This window comes from Myxococcus hansupus (genome assembly GCF_000280925.3).
GTDB classification, from domain to species: Bacteria; Myxococcota; Myxococcia; order Myxococcales; family Myxococcaceae; genus Myxococcus; species Myxococcus hansupus.
In genome coordinates, this window is sequence record NZ_CP012109.1 from 7,006,067 (window position 1) to 7,029,600 (window position 23,534).

The 23,534-nt window shown below is 69.9% G+C and carries 19 protein-coding genes; 13 read left to right on the forward strand and 6 right to left on the reverse strand.

Going from position 1 to position 23,534, the window contains the following annotated elements; translation table 11 throughout:
• The first annotated feature begins 107 nt into the window (after positions 1-107).
• The 3 genes from A176_RS27315 (at position 108) to A176_RS27325 (ending at position 3,051) form a co-directional block, all read left to right on the forward strand.
• A complete protein-coding gene (locus tag A176_RS27315; protein WP_002635423.1) occupies positions 108-485 on the forward strand; it encodes a response regulator in 378 nt (125 codons plus the stop codon).
• A 92-nt stretch (positions 486-577) separates the two neighbouring features.
• Positions 578-1,399 carry an ABC transporter ATP-binding protein gene (locus tag A176_RS27320; protein WP_002635422.1) on the forward strand — a complete coding sequence of 274 codons (822 nt, stop codon included), beginning with the start codon at positions 578-580 and terminating at the stop codon, positions 1,397-1,399.
• The gene (locus tag A176_RS27325) at positions 1,396-3,051 is read left to right on the forward strand and encodes a hypothetical protein (protein WP_002635421.1); all 1,656 of its coding nucleotides are present in this window, start codon (positions 1,396-1,398) and stop codon (positions 3,049-3,051) included. Before A176_RS27320 ends, A176_RS27325 begins: the two co-directional genes overlap by 4 nt.
• A 91-nt stretch (positions 3,052-3,142) precedes the next feature.
• Here A176_RS27325 and A176_RS27330 read toward each other — a convergent pair whose 3' ends face one another.
• The gene (locus A176_RS27330; protein ID WP_002635420.1) at positions 3,143-4,411 is read right to left on the reverse strand and encodes a vWA domain-containing protein; all 1,269 of its coding nucleotides are present in this window, start codon (positions 4,409-4,411) and stop codon (positions 3,143-3,145) included.
• 161 nt (positions 4,412-4,572) lie between these two features.
• Between A176_RS27330 and A176_RS27335 the strand changes: the two genes are divergently transcribed.
• The 10 genes from A176_RS27335 (at position 4,573) to A176_RS27380 (ending at position 15,419) form a co-directional block, all read left to right on the forward strand.
• Positions 4,573-5,472 carry a histone deacetylase family protein gene (locus A176_RS27335; protein WP_044889361.1) on the forward strand — a complete coding sequence of 300 codons (900 nt, stop codon included), beginning with the start codon at positions 4,573-4,575 and terminating at the stop codon, positions 5,470-5,472.
• Positions 5,473-5,546: 74 nt separating this feature from the next.
• Positions 5,547-6,263 carry a COG1470 family protein gene (locus tag A176_RS27340; protein ID WP_002635418.1) on the forward strand — a complete coding sequence of 239 codons (717 nt, stop codon included), beginning with the start codon at positions 5,547-5,549 and terminating at the stop codon, positions 6,261-6,263.
• A 189-nt stretch (positions 6,264-6,452) separates the two neighbouring features.
• Positions 6,453-6,830: a peptide chain release factor family protein gene (locus A176_RS27345; RefSeq protein WP_002635417.1), complete on the forward strand. Its 378-nt coding sequence runs from the start codon at positions 6,453-6,455 to the stop codon at positions 6,828-6,830.
• A gap of 238 nt (positions 6,831-7,068) precedes the next feature.
• Positions 7,069-7,473, forward strand: a complete 405-nt coding sequence (locus A176_RS27350) for a pilus assembly protein N-terminal domain-containing protein (RefSeq protein ID WP_002635416.1) — start codon at positions 7,069-7,071, stop codon at positions 7,471-7,473.
• On the forward strand, positions 7,470-8,177 hold the full coding sequence (locus A176_RS27355) for a prepilin-type N-terminal cleavage/methylation domain-containing protein (RefSeq protein ID WP_002635415.1): 708 nt from the start codon (positions 7,470-7,472) through the stop codon (positions 8,175-8,177). Before A176_RS27350 ends, A176_RS27355 begins: the two co-directional genes overlap by 4 nt.
• Positions 8,174-8,728, forward strand: a complete 555-nt coding sequence (locus A176_RS27360) for a type IV pilus modification PilV family protein (RefSeq protein WP_002635414.1) — start codon at positions 8,174-8,176, stop codon at positions 8,726-8,728. Before A176_RS27355 ends, A176_RS27360 begins: the two co-directional genes overlap by 4 nt.
• The gene (locus A176_RS27365) at positions 8,725-9,912 is read left to right on the forward strand and encodes a PilW family protein (protein ID WP_002635413.1); all 1,188 of its coding nucleotides are present in this window, start codon (positions 8,725-8,727) and stop codon (positions 9,910-9,912) included. Before A176_RS27360 ends, A176_RS27365 begins: the two co-directional genes overlap by 4 nt.
• Before the next feature lie 4 nt (positions 9,913-9,916).
• Positions 9,917-10,420: a hypothetical protein gene (locus tag A176_RS27370; protein WP_002635412.1), complete on the forward strand. Its 504-nt coding sequence runs from the start codon at positions 9,917-9,919 to the stop codon at positions 10,418-10,420.
• Positions 10,421-10,454: 34 nt separating this feature from the next.
• Positions 10,455-14,933, forward strand: a complete 4,479-nt coding sequence (locus tag A176_RS27375) for a pilus assembly protein (RefSeq protein WP_002635411.1) — start codon at positions 10,455-10,457, stop codon at positions 14,931-14,933.
• 63 nt (positions 14,934-14,996) lie between these two features.
• Positions 14,997-15,419 (forward strand): HD domain-containing protein, encoded by a 423-nt coding sequence (locus tag A176_RS27380; protein WP_002635410.1) that lies wholly within the window; start codon positions 14,997-14,999, stop codon positions 15,417-15,419.
• Positions 15,420-15,515: 96 nt separating this feature from the next.
• Here the strand turns inward: A176_RS27380 and acnA are convergent, their stop codons facing one another.
• From acnA to A176_RS27405, 5 genes are all read right to left on the reverse strand, one after another.
• Positions 15,516-18,245: an aconitate hydratase AcnA gene (gene acnA / locus A176_RS27385; RefSeq protein WP_002635409.1), complete on the reverse strand. Its 2,730-nt coding sequence runs from the start codon at positions 18,243-18,245 to the stop codon at positions 15,516-15,518.
• A 168-nt stretch (positions 18,246-18,413) separates the two neighbouring features.
• Positions 18,414-19,676: a phospholipase D-like domain-containing protein gene (locus A176_RS27390; protein WP_002635407.1), complete on the reverse strand. Its 1,263-nt coding sequence runs from the start codon at positions 19,674-19,676 to the stop codon at positions 18,414-18,416.
• Positions 19,677-19,803: 127 nt separating this feature from the next.
• Positions 19,804-21,372 carry an FHA domain-containing protein gene (locus A176_RS27395; RefSeq protein WP_002635406.1) on the reverse strand — a complete coding sequence of 523 codons (1,569 nt, stop codon included), beginning with the start codon at positions 21,370-21,372 and terminating at the stop codon, positions 19,804-19,806.
• Between the two features lie 6 nt (positions 21,373-21,378).
• A complete protein-coding gene (locus A176_RS27400) occupies positions 21,379-22,308 on the reverse strand; it encodes a helix-turn-helix transcriptional regulator (RefSeq protein ID WP_002635405.1) in 930 nt (309 codons plus the stop codon).
• Positions 22,305-23,327 carry a helix-turn-helix transcriptional regulator gene (locus tag A176_RS27405; protein WP_002635404.1) on the reverse strand — a complete coding sequence of 341 codons (1,023 nt, stop codon included), beginning with the start codon at positions 23,325-23,327 and terminating at the stop codon, positions 22,305-22,307. Before A176_RS27405 ends, A176_RS27400 begins: the two co-directional genes overlap by 4 nt.
• Positions 23,328-23,534 lie beyond the last annotated feature (207 nt).

Here is a 23,534-nt window from a genome sequence, read left to right on the forward strand (position 1 = left end):
GAAAAGCGTGGGAGCCCCTTCCGGAATGGAAGAGGAGTTCCCATCATCCTGCCCATAGAATTCCGCGGCGAGAGACCCACCAGCCGCTGCTTCCCCGAGGCCCTGCCATGACCCACATCCTGGTCGTCGACGACGACGCGAGCCACCGCACGCTCATCTGCGATGCCCTCGAGGAGATGGGCTATCCCACGGTTCAGGCGGCCAACGGCCGTGAAGCGCTGGACCTGCTGGAGGGAGACATGCCCTCCGCCGTGCTGCTCGACTTGCGGATGCCTGTCATGAGTGGCTGGGGATTGCTCGACGCACTCAAGAAGATGCCCCGCGCGCGGGGACTGCCCATCATCATCATCTCCGGCTACGGCTTCGAGTGGGAGGCCGAGCTGGTGGGCGCCGCCGGCTACATCTCCAAGCCGGTGGACCTGGACAAGGTGCGGATGACGGTGCAGCAGATCGCCGGTCCGCCGGAGATGTCGTTCGTCCACTGAATCGGGCCCCACTCGGGGCGGCGGGCATCCTCCCGATGACGGGTGGGGGATTGTCCCCCGGTGCCGGGCTCGGGTGAGATGCAGGGCATTCCATGATGCCCTCTCCTTCCGATGACCTCGCCATCGACGCCCGTGGCCTGCAGAAGCGCTTTGGCAACTTCACCGCGCTCGACGGGCTGGACCTGCAGATTCCTCGGGGCGCCTTCTACGCGTACCTGGGCCCCAACGGCGCCGGGAAGTCCACCAGCATCGCGCTGCTCACGGGCGTGTATGGCCCGGACGCGGGCACCATCCGCATGCTCGGCGTGGACGCGGTGGCCCGGCCCATGGAGGTCAAGCGCCGCGTCGGCGTGGTGCCGGAGGAGCTGAGCCTCTTCGAGCGGCTCTCCGGACGGCAATACCTCACCTTCTGCGCACGCATGTACGGGCTGGACGGCGACGTGGCCGCGGCCCGCGCCACCGAGCTGCTGGAGCTGACGGAGCTCACCTACAAGGCCGGCGCGCTGGTGGCGGAGTACTCCAAGGGCATGCGCCGGCGGCTCGCCATCGCCGCGGCGCTGATCCACGCGCCGGAGCTGGTGCTGCTGGACGAGCCCTTCGAGGGCATCGACGTGCTGGCCGCGGGCGTCATCCGCGAGCTGCTGCGCGAGCTGAGCCGGCGCGGCGTGACGCTGCTGCTCACCACGCACGTCCTGGAGATCGCGGAGCGGCTGGCCACCCACGCGGGCATCATCCGCGGCGGACGCATGCTGGACCAGGGCCCGGTGGGCACACTGCTGTCGCGTTACGACTGCCCGTCGCTGGAGGCGGTGTTCGAGAAGCTCATCTCCGTGCCGGCCTCGCGCAACGCGCGCCTGTCCTTCTATGGCGACGCCCCCGCGCCCGTGGCGGCGCTGCACCGGGAGTCCGCATGAGCCGCCCCGCCGTGCCCGGCTTCTTCCGGCACCTGTGGCTCCTGTGGGGCCTGCGCTTCGACATCGGGCTCAACCAGGGGCCGGGGCGCAGCAGGCTGCTCGCGGTGGCCGCCTTCCTCGCGTCCAGCGCGCCGGGCGTGTTCCTGGGCCTCACCTTCTTCGCGCTGATGCGGGTGCGGACCATCGCGGACAGCGAGGTGTGGCCCTTCTTCATCCTCAACTTGCTGTGCTTCGTCACCTTCTCCGTGTGGGTGACGTGGCCGCTGCTGTCGGCGGGCGTGGATGACCACTCCGAGCTGAGCCGCTACGCGGCCTTCCCCATCTCGCCCTTCCGGCTGCTCATCGCCTCCACCGTGGCCAGCCTCTTCGAGCCGCGCGCGCTGGTGTTCTACGCGCCGCTCACCGGGGCCGCGCTGGGCTTCGCGTCGCGGTACGTGCTGTACATGCCGTGGATGGCGGTGGTGCTCTACGTCCTCTTCGCGCTCTTGTGCGCGGCCTGGAGCCGCGTGGCGCTGTACGCCGTCATCAACGTGCTGCGCGAGAAGCACAGCGCGGAAATCATGGGCGGCGGCCTGGCGCTGTTCCTCCTGGCCGCGTCGTTCATCCCGCCCATCGACACCTCGTGGCTGACGGCGGTGGGCGAGGCCGGCGTGGGCGCGCTGGACATGTCCATCATCGTCAACGCGACGCTGGCGCTGAGCCGCGTGCCCCCGGGCCTGTTCGGAGACGGCTTGGCAAACCTCGCGTGGCACCGGCCCCGGGTGGCCATGGTGGAGGCGGCCGCCCTGCTCTTCTTCACGGGCGTGGGCATGGCGGTGGCGTACGCGCTGCTGATGCGCTTCCACCGGCAGGCGGGACGCGCGGGCGGACAGCGCAAGGACGCCAAGGACAGCAATCCCTTCGCCACCACCCGGACGCGCTACACCACCCTGGTGACGCGCGAGGCGCTGGACCTGTGGCGCAACCCGCGCGCGCGGCTGCTGGCGTCGGTGCCCTTCATCCTCGCCATCCTGCTGAAGCTGCTGTCCGGCCGGGACTTGTTCGTGTTCGTCCTGGGCGGCTCCGCGGACGCGTGGCTGATGGGCGGCCTGTGCATCTACGGCGCGGTGGTGATTGCCTCCACGTTCTCCCAGAACACCTTCGCGTATGACGGGCAGGGCTTCGCGGCGTTCCTCGCGGCGCCCTTGGACCTGGCGGACGTGCTGCGGGCCAAGAATCAGGTTCAAGGCGCGGCGGCGCTCGGCATGGCGGTGCTGGTGGCGCTGTTCTATCGGGTGTACTTCGGCTTCGGCACCGTGGTGGACGTGCTGTGCGCCATCGCGGCCGTCCTCTCCGTGGTGCCGGTGCTGCTGGCCGCGGGCAACTTCCTGTCGCTGTACTTCCCGGTGAAGTTCCACGCGAGCCTGAAGCGGCGGGACAAGATTCCGCTGACGGCCTCCATGCTGGGCATCGTCGCGGCCAGCGTGGGCTGCATGCCCTTCGGTTGGGCGCTCAAGCTGGCCGGGAAGGAAGGGCCCACCTGGGCCACGGCGGGGATGCTCGTGCTGGCGGCCGGCCTCAACGTGGCGCTGTACCGGGCCGTGCTCCCCCTGGCGCAGCGGCTGCTGGAGCGGCGGCGCGAGGTGGTGCTCCGGGCGGTGACCCGGGAGTAGTGCGCGGGCGCACGCACGCCTGACATGAAGACGCCGCGGGCACCCAAGCAAGGGCCCGCGGCGTCCTGTCCCCCCGGCTTCGCGCTGGCGCTCAGTACGCGATGCCGTACCGCGCGGCCTGCGTCTTCACACCCTTCATCACGTTGGCGTCGAAGGCGTCCTCCTTCTCGGGGGCGTTCTTCGCGAGCCACGCCTCGCGGTCCGCCGCCAGCTTCTCCGCCTTCTTCTCCAGCGTCTTCTTCTCCTCGGAGAGCTGCTTCACCTTCGCGACCTGGGCCTCGGCCGACAGGCCCTTGAGCTCGGAGGGCATGTCGTCCGCGCTCACGCTCGCCAGCGCCGCTGGGGCCTCCACCAGGTCCACCGCGCCGCCCACCGCCTTGGGCGCGCTGCTCGCCGGCGCCCCCCCCGAACCCGCTGCGCGCGTCTTCTTCATGAAGCTGATGCGCTCGGCCGCCGCTTCCGGCGCCAGCTTCGCCATGGACTCGGCCCGGACCCGGTTCTCCGCCTGGATTTCCTTGCGGCCCGTGTAGAGCGTCTTGGACGCCAGCTCCGAGTTCACCTTCGCCAGCTCCGCGTCATACGGCGTGGCCACGGCGACCATGCCGCCGGACTGGTCAATGGAGTCGAACGTGCCGTCCGTCAGCTTCGCCACGTAGCGCCACGAGACCTCCGTCTCCGCGTCCTGGCCGCAGCGCACGGTGTTGACGACAATGTGCTTCTCTTTTGCCTTCTTCGACCAGTGCTTGAAGTCCCAGTCGTCGTTGCGCTGCGCCGGGGGCGCGTCACCCACCAGGAAGATGGCCTTCATCACCGAGCGGTCCTGGCTCCAGGACAGCTTGGACACCGCCTCTCCCAGGCCGCGGCCCACGTGCTCGGGCGCGTCACCACCGCCGCCCGCCTCGAACTTGCGCAGGTTGGCGAACACCGTGTCCAGGTCGTCGCTCAGGTCGAAGCGCTTCGTCACGTAGTCGTCGCCCACGTCGCGGTACGCCACCAGGCCGACCTTCAGGTGGGGCGTGGGCCGGCCCTGCGCGATGCGCGAGGCGATGGAGAAGATCTTCCGCTTCGCGCCCTCCAGCAGCCCGCTCATCGAGCCCGTCGTGTCGAGCACGAACACCACCTCGATGCGGGGCTTGGCGGCCAGGGCCTGGGCGTCCTGCGGCTCCTTCGCCTGCGGCGCCGCGGGAGGCGTCGCCGACGGGGGCTTGGCCACCGGGTGGCGCCTCACGTCCTTGCTGGCCGGAGCCGGCTTGGGGGCGGCGTCCACGGCGGGCGCCTCCCGGGCCAGGGACGGGGTCGCGAACAAGGTGGTGGCGAGCGCGGCCGACAACACGGCCCGCGACAGGGACTTGAGGTCCATGACGTTCTCCAAGGGAAGGGACGACAGCGGATCAGGAAGGGTTCTGCGTGCGCGTTCGACTCTGGAACGCGGGTCCCCGCCAAAAGGTCTACGCCCCTGGTCGATTTCTCACGCACCCGCCGGGTTGCGCCCGCCCCGCACGCCCGTTAGGGCTGGCCCGCGTGCGCGTCTTCCATTCGGACAGCTACGAAGTGCCGTTGCCCCCTGGCCACCGCTTCCCTATGGAGAAGTACCGCCTGCTGCGCGAGGCGCTGCTGGAGCGGGGCGTCCTCTCCCCGGCGGCCATCACCGAATCCACGCCCTGCCCCCGCGAGGACCTGGAGCGCGTCCACACGCCCCGCTACCTCGACGCCCTGTTCCACGGCACCCTCACCGAGGCGGAGCTGCGGCGGCTCGGCTTCCCGTGGTCTCCCGGGCTGGTCCAACGCTTCGCCGCCGCGGTGGCGGGCACCATCGACGCGGGACGCGCCGCGCTCCGCGATGGCATTGGCGGCAACCTCTCCGGCGGCACGCACCACGGCTTTCCCGACCACGGCGAGGGCTTCTGCGTCTTCAACGACATCGCGGTGGCCATCCGCGTCCTCCAGGCCGAAGGAGCGCTCCGCCGCGCCGTCGTGGTGGACCTCGACGTCCACCAGGGCAATGGCACCGCGGCCGTCTTCGCCGGAGACGACGCCGTCTTCACCTTCTCCATGCACGGCGAGAACAACTTCCCCTTCCGCAAGCAGCCCTCCCACCTCGACGTGGGGCTGCCGGATGGCACCGGGGACGCGGAGTACCTCGACGCCCTGGCGCTCTACCTGCCCGAGGTGCTCGACCGCGCCGGAGCCTGCGCCCTCTTCTTCCAGGCGGGCGTGGACCCGCTCACGGAGGACGCGCTCGGGCGGCTCTCGCTCACCCACGCGGGCCTGCGCGAACGGGACCGGCTGGTGCTGGAGGCGGCGCGCCAGCGGGGCATTCCCGTGGTGCTCACGCTGGGCGGGGGTTATGCGAAGCCGCTTTCCGCGACGATTGAGGCCCATGTGGGCACCTACGAGGTGGCCCGTGCGCTGTTCGGCTGAGCTCGCCTGCCCTGGCGCCGCTTGCCCGGGTGCCACGGTGGACCGATGCTGACGCGCACCAGGAGACCCAAGCCATGACCTTCCCTCTTCGCCGCCCCCTCGTCCGGAGCCTCGCGCTGCTCGGCTGCGCGCTGGCCATGGCCTGCGGCAATGACGCCCCCTTCTTCCGCATGAGCTTCGGCCTCCCGGACACCGTCACCGCCATTCCCGGGGAGAGCCTCCCGGTGGAGGTCACCGTGCGGCGGGAGGGCGATGACCAAAGCCAGTTCCGCATCGGCCTCTCGAACGCGCCCGAAGGCGTCACCCTCGCGCCGGAAATCGTCCTGCCTGAAGGCGAGCCCAGCGTCACCGCCACCTCCACGTACACGGTGGCGCCCGAAACCCAGGCCCGGGGCATGTTCCGCGCGCTGCTGCTCGCCACCAATGCCCCGGAGACGTTCGCCACGGGCGCCAACATCTTCCTGGTCATCCTCGCGCCGCCCGCGCCCCAGCCGGACTTCTCCATCACCGTGGAGCCGCGGCAGCTCAACCTCTTCGGCGGACAGAACGCGAAGGTGCGCATCACGGTGACACGCGCGGAGGGCTTCACCGGTCCCGTGACGGTCTCCCTGGATTCGCCCACCCGCCGCATCAGCATGCCCGAGGTCACCATCCCCGCGGACCAGACCTTCGTGGAGCCGTACGTCGACACCGACCGGGGCATCACGCGCGTGCCGGTCGCCGCGGGACTCATCGCCACCAGCGAGGATGGACGGCAAGCCACCACGGGCTTCTCCGTCAACGTGCGCTAGGCGCAAGCGGGCGCAACGCCGCTCACTTCCAAGCGGGTGACGCGTCCGCGCGCCACCTCGCTTCAGGGGGCCTTCAGCCCCACATGGAATCCCGCGTCAGGCCCAGGGTGGACGTGCGTCCGGCGCCGGGGGCTGCGCGCACGGCATCGGTGCGCAAAAGGGCCCGGGAGGGTTACCTTGAGAGCCACCATGAGCATTTCCCCCGCCCGCCGGCAGGCCGCGCTGGACGCCTTGACGCTGGACGACGAGTCCCTCCTCAAGACGTGCGAGGTGGACTACTTCATCGCCTCCGGCCCGGGCGGACAGCACCGCAACACCACCGCCAGCGGCGTGCGCCTCACCCACGCCCCCACGGAGCTGTCCGTCAGCGCCACCGAGCGCCGCAGCCAGGTCCAGAACAAGGGCGTGGCGCTGGAGCGTCTGCGCGAGGGCCTCAAGGTCCTCACCTTCGTCCCCAAGGTGCGGCGGGCCACCAAGCCCACCGCCGGCTCGAAGCGCCGTCGCCTGGAAGGCAAGAAGCGCACGTCTGAAAAGAAAGCCCAGAGAACCATTAAATCCGGCTGGTGACCCGGGTCTGTTCAGACTCCAGTCCTCCTGTCACCGAGCAGCCTGGGTGTGCCTAAAGTTTGCGGACTCGCAGACGTTGCGAGGTCGGCTGCTCTCGCTGGCACCCCGTCCCCATCAAAATTCCGTGAAGTGTCAAGGGCTTGGCCGAAGCGTCAGGGAGGCATGAGGTGTGCAAACACCCTGCGCGTCTCACTCGCCCCAGCCCCCAGGGGCCATTGTCTTCGCAGGACATCCCCCCATGGCCTTGCTCACGGACTTTTCGACGCTTTTCCCCCGCCGGTCGCGTTGGGCCCCGCTGGCGCTGACGCTGGCCGCCTCCGCCGCCTGGGCCCAGCCCACCCCGGCCCCTGAATCCACCACCGAGCCCGCCGCCACCGAAGTCGCCCCGGCGGACTACGCCGCCGAAGCCAAGGGCGCGGAGCCCTCTGGCGTCGTGGTGCGCGTCCCGCCCGGACAGCAGACGCAGTTCATCATCGAGAACGTCGAGCGCGTGCGCGTCCAGCAGCCCGGCCTGGTGGAGGCGTCCGTCGGCGAGCCGAACCAGGTGATGGTGCAGGGCCTGGAGCGGGGCGTCTCCGAAGTGCTCGTGTGGCGGCAGGACAGCAAGCGGCCCTTGAGCGTGCGCGTGGAGGTGAGCCCGTGAGCCGCCGCGCCGCTCGCGGGTTGACGATGCTCGAGGTCAGCATCGTCCTCGCCATCCTCGCGGTGCTGGCCGCGCTCGCGTACGCGGGCTACGCGCAACTGAGCGCGCGCACCGGTCCGCAGAACGCCGCGGCCGACCTGTCCGGCGCCTTCGCGGAGGCCCGGGCGCGCGCGGTGGACCGTCAGTCCGACGTGTGGCTCATCATCTACCCGGACATCAACCCGGACGGAGACGCCGGCGCGGGCCATGGCGCCTGGTTCCTCCTCGAGGACCAGTCGCGGGGCTTTGGTGACGCCGCCGGTCCCGCGGGGCAGCTCCGCTTCAACACCTTCGAGCCTCCGCTGAGCATCCATCCCGCCGAGGGCCAGGGGCGGTTGATGGACTCCATGTACCTGGACCGCTACACGCAGCGCTCCGTGCGCTTCGGCGCCAGCGGCCGGCTGGAGTGGGACGGCGTCTTCACCGGCCTGCCCGTTTCGGACTGCAGCTTCTGCAGCGGCGCGCCGCGGCGGGGCGCCATCGTCTTCCGGAGTGACGGCTCGGCGCGCTTCGTCGACGGCGCGGGCCAACCCGTCATCTCCGCTGGCAACGGCGCGGTGAATCGCGCCGCGTCCCTGGCCCTTCTCTCCACCGACGAGCAGCGCGAGTACGTCTTCGCCATCTCCGCGCCCGTCGGCTTCGTCGACACGAGGACCCACCGATGAAGCGCATGACTCGCTCGACCCGTCGCGGTGCCCAGCGCGGCGCCACCCTCATCGAAGGCATGGCCGCCGCCGCCGTCCTCGCCTTTGGCGTCAGTGGCGTCTTTGGCGGGCTCATCTTCGCCAGCCAGCAGAACACCGCCGCCAACCGGCTGTCCCAGGCGACCGCCATCGCGGCGCAGGTCCGCTCGGGCCTTCAAATCCAGGGACGGGCCCGCCTCTTCACCGGCGCAGGTCCGCTGACCAACGGGCGCTGCAGCAGCGCCGCGGAGACGCTGGAGCTGGCCGGTGGCCTCTCCTCGCTCCCCAACGCGTGCGTGGTGGACCTCGACGCGTACGAAAGCGCCACCCCGGACCCGCTGCTCAAGGTGGTGCCGGGCTATTGGGAAGGGGGCCAGGACTACTACCGCCGCGTGCTCGTGTGGACGCCGGACACCGCCGTCGACTCGGTGGCGGTGGTGGTGTCCTTCCCCAACGCCGGGCAGCGCCGCTACGTGAAGCAGTTCGTCGCGCTCTACAACCCGGTGGAGAACGGCGCGGGGGTGGAGCTGTGAGGACGCACCCGCGCGGGGCTCGCGGCGGCTTCACGCTCATCGAGCTGTTGGTGGGCGTCACCGTCTCCTCGGTGGTGCTGCTGGCGGTGGCCGGCACCATCATCGCGGTCAACGACATCTTCCAGAGCAACACCATCTCCAAGACGGCCGTCGAAGGCAGCCGCGTGGGAATGGACTACCTGAACCACACGCTGCGCTACGCGGGTTATGGCCTGGACCCGGCCATCGCCTTCAACTTCGACACCACGGGGCTGCCCGACGAGCGCAAGGACAACTACACGCAGGAAGTGGCGGACTGGGGCACCTTCATCACGGACGACCTCGCCTTCCGCTACCGCGACCCCATGTACCTGCGCCGGGGCCAGCTCGACGCCACGGGCGCGCCCCCCTACCGGCTCGACCTGGAGCCGGCGGCCACCTTTGGCCAGGCGCTGCGCCAGGGCCAGGCGGTGATGGTGGCCTGCCCCGGTGGCCAGGAGTACTTCCTGGGACGGCTGGCCGGGGATGTGACGGCGGACGCCACCACGGCGTCGCTCGAGGCCGCGCTCCCCGCGGGACAGCCGGGTAACGCGCCCAGGGCCTGCATGGCGGATTCGACGCGCGCGCCCTTCGTCATGCTGGTGCAGGAGAAGCGGATGCGGGTGGAGGCCCACGGCGGCCGGCCCTACCTGGTGGTGCGGCACGGCTGGGCCGAGAACGCCGACTTCGACCCGATTGCCTCCGACGTCGAGTCCTTCCAGGTCGCTTATTTGATGAACCGGCCTCCCGCGAACTCCGCGTGCTGCGCCGGACTCCCCCCGCCGGATGGCGCCGTCGGCAGCGGCCAGGGCTGGGTGCTGGGAGACGAGGACTCCGTGGTGCTGCCCAAGTACGACGCGGACGTCCCCGCGCCCACGTACAGCACCCCTTACGACGCGCCGCTTCGCTACAACATGAACCCGGCCAACATCCGCTCGGTGAGCGTGGGCCTCACGGTTCGCTCGGCGCGCCATCGCCCGTCCGGCGACGCCGAATCCGCCCGGCGGCTCATCAACGCCGTGCCCGTGTCTGGCGAGGACATGTTCTTCCGCTCCACCGTGGAAACGTCCGTGCGCATCCCCAACATGACGTCCCGCGCCTTCTTCATCCCCGAGCTGCGCTCGCCCGGCGTCGCCGGTGACATCAAGAACGTCTGGGGAGGCTAGTCCAATGACATCCTTTTCCTCCGCCTCTCGCCGGGGCAGCGCCCTGGCCATCACCTTGATTGCCCTGACGGTGCTGCTGCTGCTGGTCGTGGGCGCCATCACCTTCACCGGCCGCAACCAGTCCGCCGCCGTGTCCAAGATGCGCGGAGACCGCGTGGAGGCCTGCGCGGAGACGGCCCGGCGCCACCTGCTGTCGCGGCTCAAGGTGTTTGGCGCCGGTGCCATCCCCGTCACCAGCATCAACCTGGAGCAGGTGCTGATGGATGACGAAGTCGTCTCCGACCGCAGCACCATGCGCACCGCCCACATCGGCGACACCGATTCCGCCCCCACGGCGGCGGTGCTGGCGTCCTCCTCCTTCAGCAGCGGCAAGGACCAGGTGAGCGACGCGGCCAACACCCTTCGAGAAGGCACCACCGGCGGCAGCTACTACCGCGTGGTCGTCATGTGTGGCGAGCCCGGCGGCCGACAGGCCGAGACCGAGTTCGTCTTCCGCTTCGGCATCTGACCCTTCCGCCCCCCGCCCTTCCCCGAGTCCCCCCATGAAGGCACTCCTCTCCACCTTGACGGCCCTGGCGGCGCTGCTCGCCGCGCCTGGCGCGTTCGCGCAGGACCCGGCCTCCTGCTCCCTCCAGTCGACGTCCCGCCTGGACGCGCTGATGAACCCCGCGCGCGGCAGCGACGAGCGCTTCTTCACCAGCCCCAGCGGTCCGCCCAACATCCTGCTCATCCTGGACACGTCGGGCTCCATGGCGTGGTGGCCCATCGCCTGGAGCAACGACACCGTCCACAGCTATTCGAACAACAGCGGCGGCCTCAATCCAGGGTGCCGACAGGAGAACATCGACGCGCTGAACTACGACCCCAACGTCGCCTACCCGCGCATGTGGCTGTCGCTGACCAACCAGAACTCCGCCTGGTTCGTCCCGGACCGGTACTACCGCTTCGACGGAAACGGCAGCGGCACGCAGGAAAGCTTCGGGATGGGCAACAACCCGGTGCGCTTCGACCAGGAGCCAGACGCGGTCATCTCCACGTCCGCGGACGCGGCGTGCACCAACGTGATTGGCGGCGGCACCGGCAACGGCCGACCCGCCGCCCGTACCGCGTGCGCGCAGTGCCTGGCGACCAAGGGCTACTTCCAGTTCGCGTCCAACCGCCGCATCGCGACGGGCAACTTCCTCAACTTCTACTCACCGCGCGGACACTCCGCCGTCAACGTCATCAGCCAGGTGCTCAAGGATTCGGAGCGCACGCGCTTCGGCGTGATGACGTTCTCCGCGGGCAGCGGCGCCAGCGGCACGGTGAAGTGGAGTGGCCAGGACGTGGTGCGCTTCGAGCGCTTCGGCCCCCGGTGTGACCAGGCGATGAATGTTCCGGAGCGCAACAACCACCGCACCAACCTGCTCAGCAAGATGAGCAACGGCCTGCAGTTCAACACCGGCACGCCGCTGACGCAGGTCATGTGGGGCGCCAGCACGTACTTCCGCTCGTCCAGCAACGACCCCTTCACGGGTTGGTTCGGCACCAACTACCTGCGCGATTCGAGCTTCAACGACGAGGCCTCGCCGGGACGGGCCTCCACCTGCTTCTCCTGCGGCTTCAACGCCATGATTCTGCTCACGGACGGCGAGCCCAACGAGCCCAGCGGCAACGGTTCCCAGATTCCCCAAGCGGTGCGCGACCTCAACGTCCCCTGCTCCAATTGCTCAGCGGCCGGACAGGGCGCCAACAGCGGAGGCAGCAACAGCCACATCCACCGCATCGCCCGGTGGATGTGGACCCATGACTTGCGTCCGGAGCTCCCCGGCACGCAGCAGGTGGCCACCTACACCGTGGGCTTCGCGCTGACGAACACGCCCGCGCTGAACCTGCTGCGCACCACCGCCGACGCGGGCGGCGGGCGCTTCTACGCGGCCACCAACTCCAGCCAGCTCAAGACGGCGCTCCAGTCCATCGTCGACGACGTGCAGAACCGGAACATCGCCTTCGCCGCCGCGGCCATCTCCTCGTTCCAGACGGGCAGCTCCACCCTCAGCGCGCTGATGCCGCGCATGTCGCCCGCCTCGGGTGACAACGCCTGGCGTGGTGACTTGTGGCGCTTCAACCAGTTCAACGAGTTCGTCGAAGGCGTGGACAAGAACGGCGACGGCGACATGGACGACATCTTCGTCGTCGACCGGGACGGAGACATCGTCGTCGAGGACACGGGCGGCAACTTCGTCAAGGACGGTGGCAACACGCCCGCCAATGAGTTCTGGGAGGCGCGCCGCGCGCTGATGTCCCGGACGCTCAACAGCCGGAAAATCTACACGGTGCTGGACACCAACCGGGACGGCCGCATCACCGCCGCGGACAACATGACGGCGCCCATCGAGTTCACGGTGGCGAACCGCGAACAGCTCAAGAGCTACCTTGGCATCCTCGGCACGCCCGTGTGCCCCACCGTCCAGTCGCTGGTTCCCCTGGAAATCGACCCGGGCAAGCTGATGACGGGCCTCAAGGTGACGCCGCAGCAGGCGGCGACCGCCATGGGAATCACCGTGCCCACCTTCGGCAACCAGACCACGGCGCAGACGTGGCTGAACGACCTCTGCGTGCGCACGCTCATCCAATACGTGCGCGGCCAGGACCTGGCGGACGAGGACGGCAACGGCAACCGCACGGAGGTGCGCCGCTCCGTGCTGGGCGACATCTTCCACTCCGCGCCGGTGCTGGTGGACCCGCCCATGGACAAGTTCCTGTGCAACCTGGGCATGAGCAACCAGTGCGCGCGCACGCTCTACAGCCAGCAGCTCGGCGTGTCGCCGACGCCGCTCGCCCAGGAGACCATCACCCGCTGCGGCAACAGCGTGGAGGTGGACGCGTATGACGCCTACCTGCACCGCTACCGCCGCCGCGACAAGCTGGTGCTGGTGGGCGCCAACGACGGCATGCTGCACGCCTTCCGGGACAGCACCGCCAGCGCGGACAACTGCGAGGGCGGCCTGCCCATGATTGAGTACACGCCCAGCAACGGCGAGGAGGAGTGGGCCTTCATCCCGCCGGACTTGCTGTCGCGCCTGCACGAGATGGCCAACGGCCACCAGTACTACGTGGACGGCGACATCATGGTGCGCGACGTGTGGGCGGATGGCTCGGACGGCTCGCAGCCGGACGGCATCAAGCAGTCCACCGAGTACCACACGATGGCCGTCATCTCCGAAGGCCGCGGCGGCGTGCACTACCTGGCGCTGGAGCTGCGCGCGAACCCGACCAGCAACCGCTTCGAAGCCCCGCGCATGCAGTGGATGTATCCGCAGCCGGACGCCCCGGAGGCCGCGCTCTTCGGCAAGACGCTCTTCTCCCTCAGCCCCAAGCCGCCGCCCATTGGCCCCGTGCTGGTGGAGGCCGGCACCGCGCCTGGTGCCGTGTCGCGCTACGGCGTGAACACCCAGGAACGGTGGGTCATCGCCTTGTCGGGCGGCTGGTCTCCCGGCCAGGAGAAGGGCCGCGGCATCTACGTGGTGGACGCGTGGTCCCCCGAGGTGAATGGCCGCAGCGACAACCTGTGGTGGAAGTTCGAGTACGACCCGAACGCCAGCGGCGAGCAGAACCAGCCCGCCCGGCACCTCACCCACAGCGTGGCGGCGCCGGTGGCCCTGGTGGACTACGGCGTGGCGGGCAGCGTGCAGCAGGACGGCTTCTTCGACACGGCCGTGTTCGGCGACATGCGCGGCCAGCTCTGGGTGGCGCGCATGTCCGTGCCCGGCGCGCTGGACCCCAGCACCCGCCTCATCCGCAACTGGAGCGCCGCGCGCGCCTTCCAGATGGACCGGGACGCCGCGGGCAGCTCGGGCGTGCAGGGCAACACCCTGTCACGCACGTGGCCCTTCTATTACGTGCCCTCCATTGGCATCCAGCCGGGCACGGGCGCCATGCGCGCGCTCGTGGGCACCGGTGACCGCTACGCGCTGCTGGACGACGAGGCCGGCATCTGCCGCTTCGACAACCCGCAGGCCTGCGCGCGCTACGGCTGCGGCAACGTGGAGGTGGACTACCGCGTGCAGCGCCTGGACCAGAACGTCACCCGGGCGCGCCACCAGTGGAGCCAGAAGGAACTGGCCCAGACGACGCTGACGCGCGCGGTGTCCACGCAGGAGGCCTGCGGCAATCCGGGCCAGACGGTGGCGACAGCGCGCTTCAACCGATACGAGGCCCGCGCGTGCCCCGGCGCGCCGCAGGACTACACCTCGCTCAGCCCCGCGCGCGTGGAGTGCGGCAAGGATGCCCTGGGCAACTTCAGTTGCCAGGACGTCAGCAACGTGGCGCCCAACTATGGGGATTTGGAGCTGACCCGGAACGTCAGCGACATCGGGAAGAATCGCTTCTACGGCGTGCGTGTGTACGGCATCAGCGGGCAGACGTTCGCCGAGGACGCCACCGCCCCCGTGGAGGGCCAGATGACGGCGCTCCAGTTCGACACCGCCCGCCTCACCGACCGCACCAGCGCCAACGGCGCCAGCGGCGACCTGGTGGACGTGACGAACATCACCTGCAACGCGGCCGGTGCGTGCTCCGCGCCGGGCGCGCAGCCGGAGGGCGCCGGGTGGATGCTGGAGTACAACGACAACCTCACCCACAAGACGGCGGGCGGCGCGGCCACGGTCGCGAGCTGCACCTTGTGGAACGTCATCTACCCGTCGCAGGACGGCCAGGTGTGCAGCAGCACCGCCGCGCGGGCCCGCTTCTACCAGGCGGACTTCCTCAGCGGCCTGCCCAACTGCGCCGCGTCCTTCGACAACGCGCGCTTCCAGGAACGGTCGGTGCTGTCGCCGCCGCCCGAGCCCGCCACCGCGGTGATGATTTCGCCCACGGGCAGCGTGAAGTACAGCGCCGTCATGCAGGAGCCCGGACAGCGCCAGGCCACCTCCGTGGACGTGGCGGAGAACAGCGAGGTGCTCCAGAACGTGTACGAGCTGCCCCTCACGCAGGACCAGCACACGTGCCGCCACGTGAGCGCGGCCAACTGCCTGCCCTGAGCTGACACCGGGCCCCGCCCTCCCCACTCGCCTGGGGAGGGCGTCCGGCGTTACAAGGGCGGCATGCCCGCTCTCGAAGACGCCATCGCGCTCGCGGTGGCCGCGCACCACGGCCAGCGAGACAAGGCCGGACAGACGTACATCCTCCACCCGCTCCGGGTGATGATGCGCCTGGACACCGACGAGGAACGCACCGTCGCCATCCTCCACGACGTGGTGGAGGACACGCCCTACACGCTCGAGCGGCTGCGGACGCTGGGCTATCCAGACGCCGTGCTGGACGCCCTGGACGCGCTCACCCGCCGGGAAGACGAGACGTACGAGGCCTTCATCGAGCGCATCCGTCCGCACGCGCTCGCCCGCCGCGTGAAGCTGGCGGACCTGGAGGACAACATGGACGTGCGGCGGCTGGCCGGGGTGACGCCGAAGGACGCCGAGCGCCTGGCCCGCTACCGCGCCGCCTGGGCCCGCCTGCGCGAGCCTTGAAGACACAACGGCCCGGAGTGCCATGAGGGCAACTCCGGGCCGCGGTGCTACCGGCGCCCGCCGAGGAAAGCAGGACGCCGGGTTCCCTTCTCCGCGCTAGCCCTTGGCGAGCTGGCGGAGCACGTACTGCAGGATGCCGCCGTGGCGGTAGTAGTCGAGCTCGTTCGGCGTGTCGATGCGGCACACCACCGTGAACTCCTTGGTGCCGTTCTCACCCGTGGCCTTCACGGTGAGCTTCTTCTGCGGCGCCAGGTCCTGCGCCACGCCGGTGATATCGAACTTCTCATGGCCCGTGAGGCCCAGAGACTGCGCGTCCTGGCCCGCCTCGAACTGGAGCGGAAGCACGCCCATGCCCACCAGGTTGGAGCGGTGGATGCGCTCGAAGCTCTTGGCGATGACGGCCTTCACGCCCAGCAGCATGGTGCCCTTGGCCGCCCAGTCGCGGCTGGAGCCCGTGCCGTACTCGGCGCCCGCCAGCACCACCAGCGGCGTGCCCTCCGCCTGGTACTTCATGGAGGCGTCGTAGATGCTCATCCGCTCGCGCGTGGGGATGTGGACGGTGACGCCGCCCTCCACGCCGGGGACCAGCAGGTTCTTCAGGCGGATGTTGGCGAAGGTGCCGCGCACCATCACCTCGTGGTTGCCGCGGCGCGCGCCGTAGGAGTTGAAGTCCTTGGGCTCCACGCCGTTGGCCATGAGGTACTTGGCCGCCGGGCTCGTCTTCGCGATGTTGCCCGCGGGCGAGATGTGGTCCGTGGTGACGGAGTCACCCAGCAGCGCCATCACCTGCGCGCCGTGGATGTCCTGCGTCGGCTTGGGCTCCTTCGGGAGGTTCTCGAAGAAGGGCGGCTTGCGCACGTAGGTGGACGCGTCGTCCCACTGGAAGGTGGAGCCCTTGCTCACCGGGAGCTGCTGCCAGAGCGCGTCGCCCTCCATGGCGTTGGCGTACTGGCTGCGGAACTGCTCCGGCTTCACGGAGGTGCGGATGACCTCCTGAATCTCCTCGTTGGTGGGCCAGATGTCGCGCAGGAACACGGGGCGGCCGTTGGGGTCCAGCCCCAGCGGCTCGTTGTCCAGGTCCATGCCCACTTCGCCGGCCAGCGCGTAGGCCACCACCAGCGGCGGGCTGGCCAGGTAGTTCATGCGCACGTGCGGGTTGATGCGGCCCTCGAAGTTCCGGTTGCCGGAGAGCACCGCGGCGACCACCAGGTCGCCCTCGGTGACGGCGTTGGCCACGGGCTCCGTCAGCGGACCGGAGTTGCCGATGCACGTGGTGCAGCCGTAGCCCACGATGTGGAAGCCCACGGCCTCCAGGTACGGCAGCAGGCCGGCGTCGGCCAGGTACTCGCTGACCACGCGGCTGCCGGGGGCCAGGGACGTCTTCACCCACGGCTTCGGGTTGAGGCCGCGCTCCACGGCCTTCTTGGCCAGGATGCCCGCGCCCACCAGCACCGCCGGGTTGGACGTGTTGGTGCAGGACGTAATCGACGCGATGACCACCGCGCCGTGGCCCAACTGGTAGCTCTGGCGGCCGTTCTTCACGGTGACGGCCTGCGCCAGGCGCTCGGGCGGCACCGCGGCGGCGGCGCCCTTGCCCTTGCCACCCTCTTCGTCCTCACCCTTGCTCTTGCCGGCGGACAGCATCTCCACCAGCGACGCCTCGTAGCCCGCCTTCATGTCCTTGAGGGGCACGCGGTCCTGCGGGCGCTTGGGGCCCGCGAGGCTGGGCACCACGGTGGACAGGTCCAGCTCCAGCGTGTCGCTGAAGAGGGGCTCCTCGGCGTCGGCCTTCAGCCACAGGCCCTGCTCCTTCGCGTAGGCCTCCGTGAGGGCGACCAGCTCGTCGGGACGGCCGGTGAAGCGCAGGTAGTTGAGGCTCTCCTCGTCCACCGGGAAGAAGCCGATGGTCGCGCCATACTCGGGCGCCATGTTGGCGATGGTGGCGCGGTCCGGCAGGGACAGGTTCTTCAGGCCGCTGCCGTAGAACTCCACGAACTTGCCGACCACGCCCTTCTTGCGAAGCATCTGCGTGACGGTGAGCACCAGGTCCGTGGCGGTGGCGCCCGCGGGGAGCTTGCCGTGGAGCTTGAAGCCCACCACCTGCGGAATCAGCATGGTGATGGGCTGGCCCAGCAGCGCGGCCTCGGCCTCGATGCCGCCCACGCCCCAGCCCACCACGCCCAGGCCGTTGATCATCGTGGTGTGGCTGTCGGTGCCCACCAGCGTGTCCGGGTACACGGTGCTGCCCTGGCGGAACGTCACGTGCGCCAGGAACTCCAGGTTGACCTGGTGGCAGATGCCGATGTCCGGGGGCACCACGCCAAAGCCCTTGAACGCGCTCTGGCCCCAGCGGAGGAACGCGTACCGCTCACGGTTGCGCTCGAACTCCAGCTCGGCGTTCTCCTTGAACGCGGCCGACGTCGCGAAGGAATCAATCTGCACCGAGTGGTCGATGACCAGGTCGGCGGGGTTGCGCGGGTTGATCTTGTCCGGGTTGCCGCCCATGGAGGCCAGCGCCTCACGCATGGCCGCCAGGTCCACCACCGCGGGCACGCCCGTGAAGTCCTGGAGCAGCACGCGGGCCGGGTGGAAGGAAATCTCCACGTCCGGGGTGGCCTTGGGGTCCCAGGCCAGCATCTTCTCCACGTGCTCGCGCTTCACCACGCGGCCGTCTTCGTGACGCAGCAGGTTCTCCAGCAGGACCTTCAGGGAGAACGGCAGGCGGTTGACCGCCGGGTGGGTCTTGGCGAGCTTGCCCAGGCTGAAGAGGTCATAGGTGGCAGAACCCACCTTGAGCTGGGACTTCGTACCGAAACTGTCGGTCATGTGTGTTGCCGTCCTTCCTTGCGCGGGATGCGGCAACTTCTAGGCCCCCCTTTGACGCGTTGCAAAGGGTTCCTGCGAGCGCATCCAAGGCCGGACGCTTCGGGCCCCGCGCGTGCAGCAGCACTCATATGAACCATGCGTCAGGCTGGTCGCCCGCCGGCCTCTGGCTCAAATGATTTTGCGAAGCGAATACAGCACCCGCTCCAGGAGCTTCTGCCACAGGGGGCGGCGGCGGAACTCCGCCAGGGTGACCTCCCGGCAGTCGCCGCAGTCGCTGCGGAACGAGTCCTCGAGTTGCTGCCCCAACCTTGGGTCCGCGAAGACCGCGTTGACCTCGTGGTTGAAGGCCAGGCTGAGCCGCTCCAGGTTGAACGAGCCGATGGTGCCCCACACCCCGTCCACCACCGCCGTCTTGGCGTGCAGCACGCCGCGCTGCCATTCGAAGATGCGGACGCCGGCGCCCAGCAGGCGCTCGTAGAAGGCCCGGGCCACGAACTCCAGGATGGGGTGGTCGCTGCGGGCGTTGAGCAGCAGGTGGACCTCCACGCCGCGGCGGGCCGCCTCGCGCAGCGCCATCACCATGCGCCGGTCCGGGATGAAGTAGGCGGCGGCCACCAGCACGCTGCGCCGGGCCCGGCGGATGGCGTGCAGATAGGAGCGGTGGATGCTCCGCCGGCTGGACAACACGGCCAGCCCCACCTGCCCGCGCCGCACGGGCCGGTGCCGCAGCCGCTCCAGCCGCTTCGTCAGCCGGTGGAAGCGGCCCTGGAACATCATCCGCCACGTCGCGGAGAAGCACCGCTCCAGCTCATGGACGGCGGGCCCTTCGATGCGCAGCACGTCGTCCCGCCACGCCGCGCCCATGCCCGCGGGCGCCCAGTGCGAGGCGATGTTCACCCCGCCGGTGAAGGCCACCTCGCCATCCACCACGAGGATTTTCCGGTGGTCCCGCCGCAGGAGGTGCCGCAGCCCGCGTGACAGGCTGAAGGGCTTGAAGGCACGGATGTCCACGCCCCGCGCGCGCAGGCCCTCGAAGAAGCTCCGGCGGCTCGTCCACGAGCCCACCGCGTCGTACAGCACCTTCACGTGCACGCCGCGCTCGGCCGCCTCCGCCAGCGCCTGGCCGAACAGCTCGCCCACGGCGTCGGAGACGAACATGTACGTCTCCAGGCGGACGTAGCGCCGCGCCCGGCGGATGGCCTCCAGCATCGCCGGATAGGCCTCCACGCCGTCGCGCAGCAGCTTGCACGCGTTGCCCTGCAACACCGCGTGACGCCGGGGCAGGTAGTAACGCGACAGGAGCAGGCCGGAGACGTTCGGGCTCCACACCGGCCCGTGCTCCGGCACCGGCCCCGGAGGTGTGGGAACGGCCTGACGCGGGCCCGAGTCCCGTTCGCCTGACTGCTCCGTCAACGCCTCCAGGTCACGCATGGCCTCCTAACGGTGAGGATGCCCGCGTCCACCGGCAACCCGGCGCATTCCGCAGCCCCCCTTCCGGTGCCAGCGGATGTCTGGCACCGGACGTGGCAACCGCGTGAAGTCCCGCCCCAAGAGGCGTCTAGAGGCCGTACTCCGCCCGCTTGTTCTCCGCGCGCGTGGCGCACGGCTGGTCGAACTCCGGGAAGTACTCCTTCACGTGGTCCAGGGTGGACGAGGCGCGCCGGTAGTTGCCCTGGTTGTAGTAGCCCTCCACCTCCAGGAGCAGCTTCGCGCAGGTCCGGTCCAGCTCCTGCTGCGCCGCCTTCATGCGCTCCTGGGCCTCGTAATAGAGGTCCGGCTTCGGCTCCGGGTGGGCCTCCAGCATCAGCCACGACACGCGGAAGGACTTCCACGCCTCGTAACGGTTGCGGGCGCCGATGTCCGGCCGGTCGAAGTTCGTGCGGCCCCGCTTGTAGTACTCGTTCGCCTCGCGAACGAGCTCCTCGGGCAGCAGGTCCGGCAGGAGCGCGCGCTCCACCCAGATGTTCCAAATCATCCAGGGGTCCTCGCCCGGAGGATTCTTCACGTTGTCGAAGATGATGCGGTTGGGCTCGCCCTTCTTCAGGTGCTGGGCCGGAATCATCAGCTCGATGGCGCGGTCCTGGCTGGCCAGCGTGTCGGGCGGCACCTTGCCCACGTCCACGCCGTTGACGCTCACCACGACCTCGTCCTTGGAGATGCCCTGCGCCTGGTAGTGGAGGATGACCACCGCGCGCGTGGCGGCGGTGTACTCCCACTCGAAGATCTTCATGTCGGCGCGCTCCCACGTCACGCCCGGCCCCAGGCCGAACACGTCGCGGATGGGCTGGCCGCTGAGCACCGCGGGCTCCTCGCCCTTCGGCCCGCTGTCGTCACCGCTGAGCACGAGCCAGTAGAGGACGCCGAAGAGCCCGAGCACCATGGCCACGCCACCGCCGATGATGCCGGTGCGCAGGCCCTGGCTGGCGTCCGCCCAGAACAGCTTCGCGCTGGACACCACACCGGGAGACTCGCGGCGGATGCGGGCGCGCTCGGCCGCGGAGAGCCCGCCGCCCCCCGACGAGGGCGCCGGACGGGCCCGGGCCGGAGCCGGAGAGCTGGAGGGCCGCTTGGCGGGCGGCGCCGCCGGAGTGGAGCGCTCGATGGCCGCCGGCCGGGAGCCGCTCTTCTCCTGGGACACCGGGCGCAGCGCGCGGAGGTTGGAGCGGGTCGCGCCCTCGCGGATTTCGTCCAGCTCCTCCTGGGCCGCGCCCTCGGGGGCCAAGGCCTGGCCCTTGTTGCGCTGACGCTTCAGGGAGTCCAGGGAGACGATGCGGGTGCTGCCCTCTCCCTCCTGCGCGCCCGCGGGGATGTCCTCTTCGCCCGTGGCGGGCTCGTCCGTCAGCATCGCGAAGACGAACGTCACCGGACCGAGGGTCAGCTTGTCGCCGTCCTCGAGCACCTGCGTCTTCACCGGACTGCCGTTGATGAGGGACCCGTTGGCGCTGCCCTGGTCCTCGACGGCGTAGGCGTCGCCATCGAGGAAGATGCGGCAGTGGCGCCGGGACACACCCGGATCGAACAGCGCGACGTCACAATCCGTCGAACGGCCGATGAGAACGGAGTCCTGGTCGAAGACGAACTCCTTGCCGGCTTCTCTACCCTCGGAGATCGTCAGCTGGAAAGGCATGGGGGGTTACAATCCTACAGAGGCCCGCGCCGCTCGGGCAACGGCCGCACGCGCGGTGGAGGGTTCCACGACTTCCGCCTCGCCTCCAAAGGACAGGACCCACTGGGTCAGCCAGCGCTCGCTGTCCCCCGCCACCAGGACCTCGACGCCGCCGTCCGCCAGCGGCCGGGCGTCCTGCCCGAAGCGCTCCTTCACGTAGGGTGCGGCCACGGGGGAGAAGCGCACCCGCACCGAGGCGTCGGTGAGCCCCCGCGCCGGGTTGGGCACGTCCGCCCGGGCGTCCGCGGGCGGCTGGAAGGCCACGTCCGTGATGGCGATGTCCTCCATCCGGTCCAGCCGGAACAGGCGGGCGTCCTGACGGGTATGGCAGTAACCCTGCAGGTACCACTGTCCGCGGTGGCTGAGCAGTTCGTACGGTCGCACCGTGCGTGGCTCCGGCGAGCGGCCCGGGCTGGCGTAGGCGAACGTCACCTCCAGCCGCTCGATGATGGCGCGCGTGAGGGGCCCCAGCGCCTGGGGGGCCTCGGTGGACGCGTCAATCTTCCGGTACATCTCCCGGTAACGCTCCCGCGTGGCGGGAGGCAGCACGCGCTCCAGCTTCTGGAGGGCGCTCTGCAACGCGTCCCCCGTGGCCGGACGGAGCAGCTCCGCTGAGGCGGCCAGGGCCGCGGCCTCACCGGGCGTCAGCCGGGGCGGCGCGAACAGGCGCTGATCCAGGTCCACGTAGACGCGGTCATTGTCCACGTAGATGTCGATGTAGTCGTCCGGATTGAAGGGCGGCCGGCCCACGCACGTGAGCAGGTCCAGCTCGTCCAGCAGGTCCTCCCGGCTCACGTTGAGGGCGCGCGCGAGCGCGTCCACCGTGACGCCGGGGTGCTTGGACACGTAGGGGACCAGGAACAGCAGGCGGCGGAGCCGCTCATGGACGTTGCTCATGCGCTCACCTTGTCCTGCGAATCCTCGTGGCGCGCGACGATGCGAGACGCCATCTCCCGCAGCCGCGCCTGCGCGCGCTCCGGGCCTTCCACACGGCAATCCGGGCCCAGCGCCAGGCAGAAGCGCAGCAGGCCGTCCAGGAACGTCACCGGCAGCCGGGCCTTCACCGCCCCTGCCTCCACGGGCTCCAGCGTGGCGCCCGGCAACAGGCCCGCCGCGCGCGAGGCCAGCGTGCCCGACAGGTGGAGCACCACCTCCACCTGCTCATGGAAGCGGTGCTGCCACGGGAAGTACGCCACGTGCGAATCCAGCGAGAAGTCCGCGGGCACCTGGAAGTCCGGCGTCCGCGGACGCGCGGTGTTCACCTTCAATTCGCGAATGCGGTGGACATGGAAGCTGCGCAGGCTGCCGCGCAGGTGGCAGTAGCCCACCAGCGTCCAGGCGCCACGGCGCAGGGCCAGGCCATACGGGTCCACGCGCCGCTGCGTCGTCCCGGCCTGCTTGGGGCTGGCGTACGTCAGGTCCACCCACTTGCGGGCCGCGCACGCATCCCAGAGCTGCTCCAGGCGCGCGGAGACTTCCTTCTCCTGTCCCTCGTGCACGGAGCCCAGCTCCATGCGCACGCGCGGCGTGGGGAGCGACTCGCCCGCGAAGAAGCCGATTTTGCGCAGCGCGTGGGCCAGGTCATCCCGTCCGGGAAACGCGCCGGAGGCCAGCGCCGCGGAGCCGGCGGCGTAGAGCACGGCCAGCTCCTCCTTCGAGAGGTCGGCCTCCGGAAGGTAGTAGGCGTCCCGGTCGACGATGTAGCCGTCGCGCCGCTCGTCGTCTCCCTGGACGTACGTGAGCGGGAAGCCGAGCTCCACGAGCTCCGCCTTGTCGCGCTCGAACTTCCGTTCGGCGGCGTCATCCGAACCGCCGTAATCACCAGGGAAGTGCTCTCGAAGCTCCGCCCACGAAATGGGTTCGCGCGCGTCAAGCAGGAGGGCTACGAGGTCGAGGATGCGTTCGGTGCGGTCCATTGGAAAGGGCGGCGACGATGCCGGGCGGACCCGGGGGGGTCAAGAAGTGGACGTACGGGTGTAAAACAGACGGGCCGTCCGTCCGCGTCCGGCCAGATATCTGGCCCTAACTGAACGGGCAAGCAGGTATTCACCTGTGCGTGCGGTTGTCGCCAGTCCGGTCGGAACGGACCCCACGGGGGGCTCGCACTCCGGGCATGATCTGGG